Source organism: Pseudovibrio flavus, assembly GCF_009711345.1.
GTDB lineage: Bacteria > Pseudomonadota > Alphaproteobacteria > Rhizobiales > Stappiaceae > Pseudovibrio > Pseudovibrio flavus.
In genome coordinates this window covers 501,254-515,468 of record NZ_SMMA01000066.1, presented here as the reverse complement: position 1 = coordinate 515,468, position 14,215 = coordinate 501,254, and the positions used below count along the sequence as shown (strand labels likewise).

The window sequence follows — 14,215 nt, the reverse complement described above, 5'->3', positions numbered from 1 at the left end:
CTTGGTGATTGCAGCGGTCAGAGTGGTTTTACCGTGGTCAACGTGGCCGATTGTGCCAATGTTGACGTGCGGCTTATTACGCTCAAATTTTTCCTTCGCCATGGGCGTAGCTCTCTATCCAGATCAGCAGTTACTAATTCAAGCTTACGAGACAGCACTTCTACTGAAGCTTTTTATCACGTAATCTTTTGAGGATCGCTGGTTATGCATTCGCACAACACAGTCGACTGGAGCGGGTGAGGGGAATCGAACCCCCGTCTTCAGCTTGGAAGGCTGTTGCTCTACCATTGAGCTACACCCGCAACCTGTAAGGCAGATGGTGGAGGAGGTTGGATTCGAACCAACGTAGGCTTAGCCAACGGATTTACAGTCCGTCCCCTTTAGCCACTCGGGCACTCCTCCGAGCACCGCCTTTACTTCTTACCTATAAAAGATCAGAAGCAAGTTCTCCAGAACAACTCGCCGGTCAAACCGGTGCCGCGTTCCTGTGGCGCGGTTTATGCCGCCCAACTATCAAACTGTCAACGCCGATTTTTTAAAGACTGTGAAAAATTAACAAGCCACTAGCGTTTTAGGCCAATCCATTCACAGAGAACACTATTTACTAGGAAAAATTCCGTGCGGGAATTTCCGCAGTTTCAACACAATTCCCTCAAAAACCACGTAAACACCCCTACCCCGCTATCCATTGCACTAGTGAAATTCGTTTATTGTGGATTCAAAATGCCCTTGCGCTTTTAACAAGGATCTGGAATTGGAATCGCGGCAATTTTCTTGCCACAACATAAACGGATCGCTATCGGTTCCCACATGACAGAAAATAAACGCCCTCAGAACCGGTCTTTCAAGGACGGCACATCACGGCCTGCAAGAACCGACAAGCGTAGCCCATACGCTAAAGACAAAAGAGCTGCCGGAAAAGGCAAGCCCCCTTTCCGCTCCCATGAAAAGCCGGAGCAGGAAGGGCCCTATTATATCTATGGCCTACACACCCTAGAAGCAGCCTTCCGCAATACTGCTCGTAAACGCCATAAACTTGTCGTTACACAGAACGCGCTGGCCCGCTTGGAAGAACGCGGAATTACCATCGACGTTCCAGTTGAAATGGCAACGCCACGACAGATCGACAAGATGGTACCGCGTGATGCAGTTCATCAGGGTGCGATCCTGCTGGTAGACCCGCTTCCGGAGTACGGCGCTTATGCGCTCCGTGATGGCAATCTAGTACTAGCGCTTGACCAAGTGACTGATCCGCACAACGTTGGTGCCATTATGCGCTCCGCAGTAGCTATGTGTGCAGACGCAGTCGTGACCACCCGCCGCCACGCGCCGGAAGAAGGTCCAGTACTCGCAAAAACTGCCAGTGGCGCTCTCGACATGATCAAACATGTGCGCGTTACCAACATGGCTCGCTTTATTGAAGAGATGATCGAAGAAGGCTTTCAGGCCATTGCATTGGACAGTGAAGGTCCTGCGACACTGGAAGACACCGTCTTTACCGATAAGACCCTTCTCATTCTCGGTTCTGAAGGCAAAGGCGTCCGTCAGGGCGTACGCGAAAAGTGCAGCACCCTCGCCCGCCTAGATATGCCGGGCAAGATCAAGTCACTAAACGTTTCCAACGCGGCAATGCTGTCTCTATACGTATCACGGCAGAAAATGGGATTGAACTAATCCTTATTGGTTGAACGGGTTGAGGCGGACACGCTTTCGCCTCCCCTTTCCCTCTACAAATAAACGCCCCACTCTTAATTACTCGGGCCAGCAGCTGCAGCCCTTCCGGCAACAAACAGCACAACCAACTGATACTGCTGAACTTTCGTTGAATTTGGGTAGTTTTCCACGCTGCTGTGAATTTTCAAAAAATTTTTACTCGCGGATATTTACAAAGCTCAATCCCACCCTTAAAAGCACATCCAGCGACGCCGGTATAGCTCAGATGGTAGAGCACCTGACTTGTAATCAGGGGGTCGCGGGTTCGATCCCTGCTGCCGGCACCACGCTTCTTTCGCTTGAGCTTCAAGCGCTTACAAAGCCACCTTCGGGTGGCTTTTGTCGTTTCTGGACCATTTATTTTTGATCCAACAAATACCCAAGCATGCTCTTTTTATGGAGCATAATAGCTGCAGATCTATATCGCCAGTTTCAGCCTGTCCGAAGATCTAATCCAGCAAGTTACCGTGGTGGGTAGTTGAACGTTGTAGGTCCAGAGCCAGCTGGTTGCTTACAACCGAACCGTTCGATGGTCTCGAAGCACCTTGCACTTTTTTTTCGCCAAGCGAACATGCAGAGTCCGCTGAGTAATCCTCCCTAGAGGGACATTACATAAACTGCTGGCAAACCGCAGACGTTATCATTGCCACACCACAAAGACTCACATAGTACCAGTACGTATACTTTGAGGATTTTGGCAATGAAGAAGACACTCACCACTTCATTTTTGATTTTTTTGGCTATCACTGCGTTCTTGGGTATTTCTGTAATTCTTTCAGGAGATTTAGATGAAACAAGCGGAAAAATCTTAATTACTACTGCTTCGACATCATTTTATAGCTTGATTGGATTAGCATCGATAGTTCACTTGGGAAAGAAGTATGACTTGCTAGCAAAAACTGGGATAATATTTTGCGGCATAGGGCTACTGCATGCTCTGTATACAACTTGGTTCGATCCCATCGACCTCCATTCTATTGAAAATAGAATTTCTTTGTTTTTTATTGGCTTAGCTATCGGACATGCCTGCCTTATGCTATTGATCGATCCACGCAGTCGTGGGGTTCTCGCACTAACGGTAATTGCTATTGCTAGCGTAGTGATAAATACCGCAATTGCGGTTATCAGTGTCTATTTCGACCCATTAGAACCCATCAAACTAATGGGTATTATTGCAATAATTGCAACCTTCGCTACGATCTCAGCTCCTGCGTTGAATTTCTCTATACCCAAACAATAGACGCTGTTGTGGTCATCCGTTTAGGTGCGTTTCTTGCACTATTAACGGGGGCGTAGGCTTGCTCCACTGCCAATATATTTGAATGCTTCAAAGCGGCCTGAAAGTGGACCGAGAGTAGCAAATGATTTCCGAATTTTCTCAGCAGCGTCTGGAAATTACGCTCATCGATCTTTCTTAGATCATCGGTTTCAGAGCGATGGGCATTAGCGGCTTCAGGCTACTGCATACATCGCTCAGGCACTATTCGCCGGCACGCGCACTTCGGTAATATTGGAGCAAACGAACCAAAGAAAACAGCATTCGAGATATAAATCGAAGAGCCATTCCCATACTTTTTTGCATCGGTTTAGTTTTACCGTCGACGATTGAAACCCACAGAGCGCTACTAACTTCGGAACAGCAAAACAAAAACGCCCTCGACCTTGCGGATCGGGAGCGTTTTGAAAATCGTCAGATTAGTCTCTGCCTAATCTGCGTGAAAACCGGCCTTGTTCACAAAGCTCTTCAAAGTCTTCAGCTCATCTGTAGAAAGGTGATTGTCATGATGATCCATCATGATGGTTTCATGGCGCAGATGTAGCTTCACCTTACCATCCGCCTGCCTGTGAGTTTCGCCGCCAAGATGCTCTACCATGGAGACAACATCGTACCACTTGATTGTTGCGTGGCTCCACTCGTCTTCGCGTTCGATTTTTCTAAGTGTATCGTCGTGATGCATGCTGAAACTCTCCGGATTAATGGGATTTGCTGTGTTTGCGGGCAAGCTCTTTCAGCCTCTCAAGGGCGGCATCGCTCCCTGCCCCAAAGGCTACTCGGGTGAATTCGATGAGCTGCTTTTCGCTTGGATGATCGACAGTCTCGATGCCTACAAGCACCTCGTCAAAACCGGGGACATGCTTGAGCGCATGCTTTGCAAATTCGGACTTGGCAAAGCCCGGCCCCATAACAAGCACGCGGTGGCTACCCTTTAGGTGCCCTTCGATCTCTTCGTAAAACTTGTGCTCATCAGGACTAAAGCGGCCGAAGTTTTTACCGCCCTTTTCATGCTCGCGAAATTCTGGATTGGGATGTTTTTCGTGCAGGCGAACGGCCTTGTAATCCCACTCTTTGTAAACGCCGGAGGATTTAACCTCCTCCTCACCGCGTATATTGGTGAAGATATGCGCTTCCTGTTGGTCCAGCCAAAGAACTGAATTTTGATGAGACATCAGCTTTCTCTTTCTTTTTGCTCTTACAGATAACCTAACGTCATCTACTTTGTAAAAGCTGACTAAGGAAAGAAAATGTCTAGCCAAATTATAAGGTTAAAATGGCGGAGCTGCACCGGTATGAAGCACTAAGCACAGCCCCTATGGGCACGTAAGGTCTAGAATTCGGCAACCTGCGCCACAATCTTACCCACTGTCCTTTGTGATCGCATGTTCATGAGCGCATCACCTATCTCTTCCAGTGTAATCACCTCAAGGCGCGGAACGTGAATACGCCCCTCTTCCAGCAGACGTGATACAGCCTTACCGGCGTTGACGATGGTTGTACGCCCATACGCTCCATTAACGTGGCCAGAACCTAGACTAAGTTGATGAACCCCAATGCCACGCAGGAAAGCCTGCGGATACTTGTTTAGGTCGCACGTATCAACCAGTTCCACCATCTGCCCTTCATAGCGAAGCACAGAGGCGCAGATCACTTGGTTCTCGCCGCCAACACAATCGAGGCTCACATCAACACCGCGCTCCTCGGTAATCTCGAAGACACGGGAAACCACATCTTCGTCGCGGTAATCGATAACGTGGCTCGCGCCCAAAGACTCCACATAGTCATGATTTGCAGCAGAGCTGCTGGCGATGATGGTCTTCATACCAAAAAGCTTGGCAAGCTGAAGAGCAAACCCGCCTACCCCGCCAGAACCACCAGCAACAAAGAGCGATTTACGCTCCATGATATCAAGACGGGCAACAAGCGCACGGTATGCAGTCCAGCCTGCGCATGGGGTAGCGGCCGCAATCTCTGGCAGCACCTTCGGGTGCGCAATTAGAGAGCGGGAGTCGTGCACGGCATACTCTGCAAAACCGCCGTACTTGCGGCGCATGTTGCCGTGGTAGAGCACGGTATCGCCAACTTTCCACGCCGTAACTGCAGCGCCCACTTCGACGATCTGGCCGGAAACATCCAGTCCGCCAACGAAGGTATCGTCCATATCGGCAACCATGCCTTTCCAAAGGTTCACCTTGGTATCGACAGGGTTCAAACCAACGGCAATCACCTTAACGAGCACATCGAACTCGCTCTCCAACTTGGGCACATCAATCTCCGAAAAGCGAAAAGTGTCCGTGGCCTGTTGATAGGTGATGGCTTTCATGCTGTGCACTCCAAAAGCTCTGTTCTTGTTAGATGCTTCGACTTCATGTGTGGGCGGCGATCGCCGGTTCCAATGAGGGAAAAAGCCCACTCCGTCGCGGTAATCCGTTTAAAAGGCAGTTTTTACAAAATAGCGCGGCAAACAAAAGGCGCCCCACCTTTTTTAAGGTGGAGCGCCCATTTTTTAGTTCAAAGGTAAAGAGCAACGTTTATGCCAGACCAACGTACATCACCCAGCCCACTGCTAGCGGGCAGAATACGCGGGCCATCCACTTCCACACATTCAGCATCGGGAATGGCAGCGTGCCGCGGTTGGTGAGCTCCTCAGCCATTTTAGGGAAAGCAACCCAACCGGCGAACAGTGCTGTCAGCATACCGCCCACAGGCATCAGAACACGGTCTACAAGCTCAGACATCAGATCGAAGAACGGCAGGCCGAGGATCTTGAAGTCTGCCCACAAGCCCATAGAGAGCGAGCTAGGAACACCCATCACGAAGATGATGGCACCAATGATCACAGCAGACTTTTTACGCTCGATACCAAACTGCTCGGAGAAGAACGCAACCGGAATTGCCAGCAGGGAAATGGAGGAAGTCAGCGCAGCGATCAGCAGCATAACAAAGAAGAATACCTGGAACGCAGCACCTGCCCACATTTCACCAAACACCGCAGGCAGCGTGATGAAGGTAAGACCAGGACCTGCACCTGGATCAAGGTTAAAGGCAAACACCGCAGGTAGAACCATAAGACCTGCAAGCACAGCAACCATGGTATCCAAACCAACGACCCAGCAAGAAGCGCTGCGGATATTTGCATCAGCATTCAAGTAGGAACCGTAGGTGATCAAAGCGCCCATACCAAGGGAGAGCGAGAAGAACGCCTGACCAAGCGCAGCACTCAGCATACCACCATCTACCTGAGACCAGTCAGGAGTGAGGAAGAACACCACACCTTCCCATGCACCATCCAGCGTCACACTGCGAACAACGAGAATAAGCAGCAGGATGAACAGCGCAGGCATCATAATCTTTACGGAGCGCTCGATACCTTGAGCAACACCAGCCAGAACGATACCGATGGTCAGCGCCATAAACACACCGTGGTAGAAGATCGGCTCACCAACAGAGCTTACAAGCGCGCCAAACTGCTGGCCAAGCTCTTCAGCGGTACCGCCTACCAGAGAACCGGAAATACTCTTTACGATGTAAGCAACGGTCCAACCGCCAACAACGGAGTAGAAGGAAAGCAGAATAAACGCAGTGATCACGCCCAGAGCGCCTACCGGCATCCAACGGTTACCACCAAGCTTGCGGAAAGCACCAATCGGGTTCAGGTGAGCAGCGCGGCCAATAGCAATTTCTGCCATCATCAAGCTGACACCGATGGTGACGAGAAAGCCCACATAAACGATAAGGAAAGCACCGCCGCCTTCTGTACCTGCCAGATAGGGGAACTTCCAAATATTACCCAGACCCACGGCAGACCCTGCTGCCGCCATAATGAAGCCGAAACGGCTACCCCACTGCTCTCTTTGCATCTTAAACCATCATATGTCGGCGTTATTATCGGCGCGCCTACCTTGTATGCCCCCATACCCGCAGGTGACGCGCAATGACTTGAGCCGGAAATAGCGGTTTATTGCGCGCCCATCATTACGGTGATTTACGTAACACGCTGATGTAATTGATAGTTTATTCCATTTTAAGGCGTTTCAGACGCCATAAATAAGCATATCATTGCTCATATCATGCAATTCAAGGCACATAATCAAATTAACACATGCAGACAGCACACATTCTAGCCAAAGGCATTTTTGATAAAAATCCCACCTGTTTTCACAATTTAATTCTAAATGAGGCGATATTTCTTATCATTTTGAACCTCGTCAGATCACAGCACGCCAGCCCGCGCAATTTTCTATCAATTTCACTATGAATCGGCGTTGGGCGTTAGACATAAAAAAACCGCCCCATTTGAGGGGCGGTTTTCATGCTCAGCAGAACTGTGATCTTAGACAAGAAGGCCGGAAACCAGAATGTACAGGATCGCAAGCGGAGCAAAGATGCGGCACACGAAGGACCAAACCGGCAGGTAGGCAAACTGTGCTGTGCCTTTGTTGGTCAGCTCTTCCACGATCAGTGGGTAAGCAACCCAACCAGCCATCACGCTTACTGCGATACCACCAATTGGCAGCAACAGCTTGTCGGTCAAGAATTCGCAGAGCGAGAAGAAGTCCTTGCCGAAGAACGATACGTCGCCCCAAACGCCCATCGCCAGAGAAGACGGAACGCCCAGCAGGAAGATGCCAACGCCAACGATGATGGTTGCGGTCTGGCGGTTCATGCCATGGTTATCTTCCAGATAGCTCACTGGGTTGTTCAGCAGGGAGATTGCGGAGGTCAGCGCAGCAATCGCCAGCATCAGGAAGAACGCAGCCTGGAAGAAGGTACCAGCCCACATCTGCTCGAAAATCGCAGGCAGAGTGATGAAGGTCAGACCAGGGCCAGCACCCGGATCAACGTTGAACGCAAACACTGCAGGCAGGATCATCATACCAGCCAAGAACGCGATGCTAGTATCCAGAGTTACGATGTAACCAGCGGAACCCGGAATACGGTCGCTTTTGCTCACGTAAGAACCGTAGGTGATGATTGCACCCATACCCAAAGACAGGGAGAAGAACGCCTGACCCATAGCAGCACTTACAGTGCCCATGTCAAACTGATCCCAGTTTGGCTGCAAGAAGAATTTGATACCTTCCATTGCGCCCGGCAGCGTAACTGCGCGGATAACCATGATGATCATGAGAGCAAACAGCAGCGGCATCAAAACTTCAGAAGCTTTCTCGATACCCGAGTTAACGCCCTTCAGAACGATCAGGATGGTCAGCGCCATAAATACGCCGTGATAGATGATCGGCTCGATAGGAGAGGAAATCAGAGCACCAAAGTTATCGCCGTGCGTAACAGCATCAGTTGTCGCCAGACCACCGGTCAAAGTCTTCACGAAGTAGGCAATCGTCCAGCCACCAACAACGGAGTAGTAGGACAAAATTATAAAGGCTGCGATGGTAGCCAGATAACCGAAAATTACCCAACCTTTACCGCCGAGGCTCAGAAACGCGCCAACAGGGCTCTGCTGGGTACGACGACCCATGGCAATTTCCGCTGCCATAATGCAGAAGCCGATAGTGACCATAAAGAACAGATAGACAAGCAAGAAGGCACCACCACCTTCAGAACCTGCCAGATATGGAAACTTCCAGATATTACCCAGCCCGATTGCAGAGCCAGCGGCAGCCATGATGAAGCCAAATCGGCTGCCCCAGTTTTCACGTTTCATTGTTATTGCTCACTGTGTCTGAAACACGAGGCTCATGGCCTCGAATAAACTTTTCCGTTCCCGTCAGATTGACGGGTAACTCTTGAGAGAATTAATCCCCCAATAACCCCGCCAAAACCAGACACAATTTCACCACATTTACTGCAATTAATATTGGATATATTGAGAAATACTAAACGGAAACGCATTTCTACTTATTTCAAATAGGTAGAACCACATAAATGGCTTTAGAGAAATAACATTTCTATTAATAGCCACTTGTAGACTTTTCAGAAAAGCAAACCCCGCTAAAAAGCAATAATAGAATACACACTCCGCCAGCCATGCGTAGATACCCCTAAATGCAGATTTAGAATCAATTCCCGCTTCGATGATATTTCATCAAGCATGCATCGCGCCCCTTGAACGGCTCCGAGCATGTAATGACCCTGCTCAGGGGATCAGGTGATATATATTTGCAAACAGGTTTTCAGATAGCATTGTGCCGGTCGCATTGTCAGCTTTACCCCCCATAGCTTCAACGTAGGCATCGCTCACCGAGGTAATCAAACTTCAAAACCACAGTAGGGAAGTCAGAAACCTGATTCTAACCCAAGCCATATTTCTGCGTTGTTAGCCCAATGAGAGGTGAGCGCCCATGTCTTTACACCTTGACGAAGCAGCAAGAAGTATACTCGAGACTAATGACCTTGGCGGTTACACCATACCCACCAAGGGGCTCTACCCTTACCAGTGGAACTGGGACAGCGCGTTTGTCTCCCTCGGCTTTGCCCGTTTCTCACTAGAGCGGGCATGGCAGGAAATTGAAACGCTGATGGAGGGCCAGTGGCCGGACGGTATGGTGCCGCACATCTTGTTCCGCAAAGATGACCCGAGCTACTTCCCCGGCCCGTCCGTATGGGGCACCCACGGTAAACCCATGCCATCCTCCGGTCATTCCCAGCCTCCAGTCGCGGCAACAGCCGTGCGCCACATATACGAGCTGGACAAATCTCCAGCAGCTCGCGAGCGTCTTAAGGTTCTTTTCCGTAAACTGCTGAAATGGCACCGCTGGTTCCACACCGCCCGCGACCCACAAGGCCTTGGCGTAATTGCTGTCATGCACCCGTGGGAATCCGGCCGTGATAACCTGCCGGACTGGGACGAGCCGACGAAACAGATCGACACAAGTTCTGTGGGTACTTACCAGCGCAAAGATACGTCCCACGTAGACCCGACCATGCGCCCCAAGAAGGCTGACTATGACCGCTACCTCGCTCTCGTCCAATTTGGCCGCGAGCATAACTGGGACCCTTACGCTATTGCCACCAACTGCCCGTTCTTTGTGGCGGACCCTGCAATGACATTCATCCTGCTTCGCGCTGACCGCGACCTGCTTGCTCTTGCCAAGGAGCTTGGAGAGGATGAAGCAGCAACAGAGCTGGAAGAATGGATCGCCCGTACCGAGAGCGGCATCTCGATACTCTGGAATGAAGACTTGCAAGCCTTCACAGTGTTTGACCTTCGCAGCGGCACCAAGGGCGATGGAATATCCAGCGCATCTTTCCTTGCACCGTACGCAGGCATATCAAACCCGCAATACATCGAGCCGATGCTCGCCCATTTTGACCGCATCGCTTCACAGGTCACCTACATGATGCCAAGCTATGACCCTGACCACGAGGCGTTCGAACCAATGCGCTACTGGCGCGGTCCTGTCTGGGGCATTCTCAATTACATGATTGCCAAGGGGCTTGGTGAAATCGGCGAAGATAGCCGCGCCGCCCGCATGCGCGATGACACAGCAGCTCTCATTGCAAAGAGCGGCTTTGCTGAATACTTCAACCCGTTCACTGGCGACGGCGCGGGCGGCTCATCCTTCTCGTGGACATCGGCCATCTGGCTGGACTGGGTAACCCCGACACGAACAGCAGGCGAAGCATAAGGAGGCTTGATATGGGTACCATTCACCTTGAAGGGCTGGAAAAATGGTTCGGTGACAATCAGGTCATCAAAGGCGTTGATCTGGATATCAACGAGGGTGAGTTTGTCATCTTCGTAGGCCCGTCCGGCTGCGGCAAGTCTACGCTTCTGCGCCTCATTTCCGGCCTTGAAGAAGCCAGCCGCGGCACCATCGTCATTGACGGTAAAGACGTCACCGCCCTGCCGCCATCCGGCAGAGGCCTTGCCATGGTATTCCAGAGTTACGCTCTCTACCCGCATATGAGCGTGCGGGAAAACATGGGCTTCGCGCTTAAAACCGCAGGACTACCAAAAGCAGAGCGGGACGAGGCGGTAGAGGAAATTGCCAGAACCCTGAAGCTGGAAGACTACCTTGACCGCAAGCCAAAGGAGCTTTCTGGTGGCCAGCGCCAGCGTGTTGCCATTGGCCGGTCTATCGTCCGAGAACCTGCGGCCTTCCTGTTTGATGAGCCCCTCTCCAACCTCGATGCAGCGCTTCGTGTGGAAATGCGGTTCGAGATTGCCAAACTGCATGAGCGTCTTCGCTCCACGATGATTTACGTCACCCACGATCAGGTGGAGGCCATGACACTGGCAGACAAAATCGTCGTGCTCCAAGCTGGCAAGATCGAACAGGTCGGCTCCCCAAGAGACCTCTACGAGAACCCGCAGAACCTGTTTGTGGCGCAGTTCATTGGCTCTCCGAAGATGAACGTCATGCCAGTGAGCACGATAGACGGTACTCTGAAGCTTAAAGGGCAAGGCACCATTACCCCGCCAACGCCAGAAGCAAAAGCTGCAACACAAATCGGCATCCGCCCTGAGCACATTCGCTTGGGCGATAAGGATGGAGCCCATGTGACGGGCCGCGTGGAACTCGTCGAATACCTTGGCGCAGATCAATACCTCTACGTTGATGCAGAAGGTGTCGGCCGCTTGCTCATGCGCCTGTCCGGTCTGGAAACAGTCAAGCAAGGCAGCACAGTCTACCTCCACTTTGAAGAGAGCCTCGTCCATTACTTTGCCGAGGATGGCAAAGCCCTGCCACGCTTTGCCAGCGCAGCAGCGGAACCGGCCTAACAACGCCCACGCAACGAGTGCCCAGACAAAAGACTGGGCATTTTCGCGTGAACGCTGGAATTTCAACACATTCTTCCGTAGGTTCTGCCGATCATCTTTCGCGTGGGAGTGTTCTCCTGCGCCTCTTGAAGGGGCAAACCTTATGGAAATGGGCTGGTCTGTTGGCCTGATGACAGGAACCGTTCTAGACGGAAACATCGACATCGCGCTCATTAAAAGCGATGGTGAAACTGTTGACGCCCTAGGCCCTTCTACCCTTGCACCATACACCAGCCAAACGCTTGCCCTGCTTCAGGAAACGCTGGAGGTTGCCCGCAAATGGGATTTCAACGGCCCTGAGCCGGAAATCTTCAAAGAGGCAGAGCGTGCCCTCACAACGGAGCAGGCTGAAGCGGTAGGAACCTTTCTGGCAGAAAACGGGATCGCCCCCTCCGAGGTCTCCGTCATCGGCTTCCATGGACAAACCGTCCTGCACCGCGCACCAACGCCAACGCTGAAAGGCGCAACCAGACAGCTTGGCGACGGGCAGCTCATGGCCGATCACCTTGGCATAAAGGTCGCCTATGATTTCAGAAGCATGGATGTTGAGGCAGGCGGGCAAGGCGCGCCACTTGCTGCGATCTACCACCAAGCCCTTCTTTCAAGCCTAGGCAGTGACCAGCATCCCTCCTCCTCGGTTATCCTGAACCTCGGCGGTGTCGGGAACCTGTCTTGGTGGGATGGAAACGATATGCTCATCGCCTTTGATACCGGCCCTGCTAACGCGCCGATCAACGACTGGGTAAAGCGCCACGGCGCTGGTGAGATGGACCGCGACGGCCGCATCGCAAGCACAGGCACAGTTGATGAGGCAAAGCTTGCAGCACTTCTTGAGCACCCATACTTCGCGCAGAAAACACCAAAGTCGCTAGATCGCTTCAGCTTTGACTGGACCATGGCCCTAGGTGAAACACTGGAAGACGGCGCAGCGCTTCTAACAGCCTTCTCCGCAAGTGCAGTTGCCAAAGCACTGACACACCTGCCAGTGAAACCGCAGAACATCTACGTCTGCGGCGGCGGACGACGGAACCCGCAGCTGCTCGCCGAAATCGCATCACGCACCGGCGCTACCGCTCACAACGCAGATAGTCTTGGTTGGCGTGGGGACTCCATTGAGGCGGAGTGCTTTGCCTTTCTTGCGCAGCGCACTCTTAAGGGCCTTCCAATCAGCTTCCCCGGTACGACTGGCGTTCCAACGGCAATGACGGGCGGACGTATCGCCGCGCCGACCGTCAAGAATTAGCAAAAGCATTTCTGTTCTGAATAAAACAAGGGCAGAATGCCGCCGCGCATTCTGCCCTAACTTTTTGCCAAAAGGCTTGCAAAATACTAGCAGAAATCGAGTTTATACTTTCACGAAAGCCTCATGAATAATGTATAAACTATCAATTCCGATGTATTAACCAGACCAATGACGGAATAACTACAACCTACACAAAGCCCGGCGTGCTGTAAACGCACCAAAACCACTTAAGTGCTCAATGTTGCAGTACCGTCACTCGATAATTATTCTAATAATACTTTTGTCAGAGTGTTTTGCGCGGATGCTATTTCTATCTGAAACGACAAAAATCCAGCTAGTTTGAACGCTGTAGGCTGGCCCATTGCCAAGCCTTCGACAATAGTTGAGCAAAGTTGAGAGAATTGGTGCTGCAACTGGATTTGCATTTTTGTGCTAACGTGCTACCTCCTGCTCTATGAAGAGGGGTGGTGAATGACCAAGCAGCAAGGCATTTCGCTAAGTTTTTTGAGTAGCGGCACGGCAGAAGCAGATGATGCAGCAGCTTTGCTGGGCGAGCGCTATGGCTGCGTTGATCCTGATGATGCAGATATCATTATCGCCCTTGGCGGCGACGGTATGATGCTGCAATGCCTGCACCGTTTTATGAATACCGGCAAGCCGATCTACGGCATGAACCGTGGCTCCGTCGGCTTTCTGATGAACGAGTACAGCGCCGAAGGTTTGATCGAGCGTCTTCAAAACGCAGATACCGCTGTCATCCACCCTCTTAATCTGGAAGCAACTGATGTACGCGGCAGACAATTCACTGCTCGCGCGATCAACGAAACTTCCATGCTGCGCCAGACGCACCAAGCTGCAAAGCTTCGCATTTCGGTAGATAGCAAAGTGCGTATGGACGAGTTGATCTGCGACGGTGTTCTTGTAGCAACCCCGACAGGCAGCACCGCCTATAACCTTTCTGCTCACGGGCCGATCCTACCAAGCACATCGCGCCTGCTAACGCTTACGCCTATCAGCGCCTTCCGCCCTCGCCGCTGGCGCGGTGCGCTTATTCAAGACCATTCAACCGTTCGCATTGATGTTCTAGAGCCGGAAAAGCGCCCTGTAAGTGTTGCAGCAGACCACGTTGAGTTTCGCCATATCAAACAGGTCGTGACCTACTCCGATCCGACAAGCCGCAGCCTTGTGCTCTGCGACCGCGATAATGGCTGGGACGAACGCGTGCTGACAGAGATGTTCAAGTACTAGAGTGAGCTTT

The 14,215-nt window shown here is 51.6% G+C and carries 12 protein-coding genes and 3 tRNA genes; 7 read left to right on the top strand and 8 right to left on the bottom strand.

Annotated elements, in window-relative coordinates; genetic code table 11:
• The 3 genes from E1162_RS19320 to E1162_RS19310 form a co-directional block, all read right to left on the bottom strand.
• Nucleotides 1-102: GTP-binding protein (locus tag E1162_RS19320; protein WP_155125489.1), on the bottom strand; the 102-nt coding region annotated here is incomplete at its 3' end.
• Nucleotides 103-228: 126 nt separating this feature from the next.
• Nucleotides 229-302, bottom strand: a tRNA-Gly gene (locus tag E1162_RS19315).
• A gap of 15 nt (nucleotides 303-317) precedes the next feature.
• Nucleotides 318-402 (bottom strand) — tRNA-Tyr (locus E1162_RS19310).
• 408 nt (nucleotides 403-810) lie between these two features.
• Here E1162_RS19310 and E1162_RS19305 point away from each other — a divergent pair.
• From E1162_RS19305 to E1162_RS19295, 3 genes are all read left to right on the top strand, one after another.
• Entirely contained in the window at nucleotides 811-1,674 is an 864-nt protein-coding gene (locus tag E1162_RS19305) for a TrmH family RNA methyltransferase (protein WP_155135024.1), read from the top strand.
• Between the two features lie 250 nt (nucleotides 1,675-1,924).
• Nucleotides 1,925-2,000, top strand: a tRNA-Thr gene (locus E1162_RS19300).
• Between the two features lie 413 nt (nucleotides 2,001-2,413).
• Complete coding sequence (locus E1162_RS19295) at nucleotides 2,414-2,953, top strand: hypothetical protein (protein ID WP_155135021.1); 540 nt, start codon at nucleotides 2,414-2,416, stop codon at nucleotides 2,951-2,953.
• A gap of 466 nt (nucleotides 2,954-3,419) precedes the next feature.
• On the opposite strand, the gene E1162_RS19290 is transcribed toward E1162_RS19295, so the two are convergent.
• From E1162_RS19290 to E1162_RS19270, 5 genes are all read right to left on the bottom strand, one after another.
• Nucleotides 3,420-3,671 carry a hypothetical protein gene (locus tag E1162_RS19290; RefSeq protein ID WP_155135018.1) on the bottom strand — a complete coding sequence of 84 codons (252 nt, stop codon included), beginning with the start codon at nucleotides 3,669-3,671 and terminating at the stop codon, nucleotides 3,420-3,422.
• Between the two features lie 16 nt (nucleotides 3,672-3,687).
• Complete coding sequence (locus E1162_RS19285; RefSeq protein ID WP_155135015.1) at nucleotides 3,688-4,161, bottom strand: hypothetical protein; 474 nt, start codon at nucleotides 4,159-4,161, stop codon at nucleotides 3,688-3,690.
• A 158-nt stretch (nucleotides 4,162-4,319) separates the two neighbouring features.
• Entirely contained in the window at nucleotides 4,320-5,312 is a 993-nt protein-coding gene (locus tag E1162_RS19280; RefSeq protein ID WP_155135012.1) for a zinc-binding dehydrogenase, read from the bottom strand.
• 208 nt (nucleotides 5,313-5,520) lie between these two features.
• Nucleotides 5,521-6,849, bottom strand: a complete 1,329-nt coding sequence (locus E1162_RS19275) for a sodium-dependent transporter (protein WP_155135009.1) — start codon at nucleotides 6,847-6,849, stop codon at nucleotides 5,521-5,523.
• 473 nt (nucleotides 6,850-7,322) lie between these two features.
• Nucleotides 7,323-8,654: a sodium-dependent transporter gene (locus E1162_RS19270; protein ID WP_155135006.1), complete on the bottom strand. Its 1,332-nt coding sequence runs from the start codon at nucleotides 8,652-8,654 to the stop codon at nucleotides 7,323-7,325.
• A gap of 637 nt (nucleotides 8,655-9,291) precedes the next feature.
• On the opposite strand from E1162_RS19270, the gene E1162_RS19265 reads away from it, so the two are divergent.
• The 4 genes from E1162_RS19265 to E1162_RS19250 all read left to right on the top strand — a co-directional run bounded on the left by E1162_RS19265 (nucleotide 9,292) and on the right by E1162_RS19250 (nucleotide 14,205).
• A complete protein-coding gene (locus E1162_RS19265; RefSeq protein WP_155135003.1) occupies nucleotides 9,292-10,578 on the top strand; it encodes an MGH1-like glycoside hydrolase domain-containing protein in 1,287 nt (428 codons plus the stop codon).
• Between the two features lie 11 nt (nucleotides 10,579-10,589).
• On the top strand, nucleotides 10,590-11,675 hold the full coding sequence (locus E1162_RS19260; protein WP_155134998.1) for an ABC transporter ATP-binding protein: 1,086 nt from the start codon (nucleotides 10,590-10,592) through the stop codon (nucleotides 11,673-11,675).
• A gap of 142 nt (nucleotides 11,676-11,817) precedes the next feature.
• The gene (locus E1162_RS19255) at nucleotides 11,818-12,957 is read left to right on the top strand and encodes an anhydro-N-acetylmuramic acid kinase (protein ID WP_155134995.1); all 1,140 of its coding nucleotides are present in this window, start codon (nucleotides 11,818-11,820) and stop codon (nucleotides 12,955-12,957) included.
• A gap of 471 nt (nucleotides 12,958-13,428) precedes the next feature.
• Nucleotides 13,429-14,205 (top strand): NAD kinase, encoded by a 777-nt coding sequence (locus E1162_RS19250; protein ID WP_155134993.1) that lies wholly within the window; start codon nucleotides 13,429-13,431, stop codon nucleotides 14,203-14,205.
• Nucleotides 14,206-14,215: the final 10 nt, after the last annotated feature.

Coding starts and splice junctions, on each gene's coding strand:
- E1162_RS19305 (WP_155135024.1), top strand. CDS start 811: ATGACAGAAAATAAACGCCCTCAGAACCGGTCTTTCAAGGACGGCACA.
- E1162_RS19265 (WP_155135003.1), top strand. CDS start 9,292: ATGTCTTTACACCTTGACGAAGCAGCAAGAAGTATACTCGAGACTAAT.
- E1162_RS19295 (WP_155135021.1), top strand. CDS start 2,414: ATGAAGAAGACACTCACCACTTCATTTTTGATTTTTTTGGCTATCACT.
- E1162_RS19285 (WP_155135015.1), bottom strand. CDS start 4,161: ATGTCTCATCAAAATTCAGTTCTTTGGCTGGACCAACAGGAAGCGCAT.
- E1162_RS19255 (WP_155134995.1), top strand. CDS start 11,818: ATGGAAATGGGCTGGTCTGTTGGCCTGATGACAGGAACCGTTCTAGAC.
- E1162_RS19250 (WP_155134993.1), top strand. CDS start 13,429: ATGACCAAGCAGCAAGGCATTTCGCTAAGTTTTTTGAGTAGCGGCACG.
- E1162_RS19270 (WP_155135006.1), bottom strand. CDS start 8,654: ATGAAACGTGAAAACTGGGGCAGCCGATTTGGCTTCATCATGGCTGCC.
- E1162_RS19280 (WP_155135012.1), bottom strand. CDS start 5,312: ATGAAAGCCATCACCTATCAACAGGCCACGGACACTTTTCGCTTTTCG.
- E1162_RS19275 (WP_155135009.1), bottom strand. CDS start 6,849: ATGCAAAGAGAGCAGTGGGGTAGCCGTTTCGGCTTCATTATGGCGGCA.
- E1162_RS19290 (WP_155135018.1), bottom strand. CDS start 3,671: ATGCATCACGACGATACACTTAGAAAAATCGAACGCGAAGACGAGTGG.
- E1162_RS19260 (WP_155134998.1), top strand. CDS start 10,590: ATGGGTACCATTCACCTTGAAGGGCTGGAAAAATGGTTCGGTGACAAT.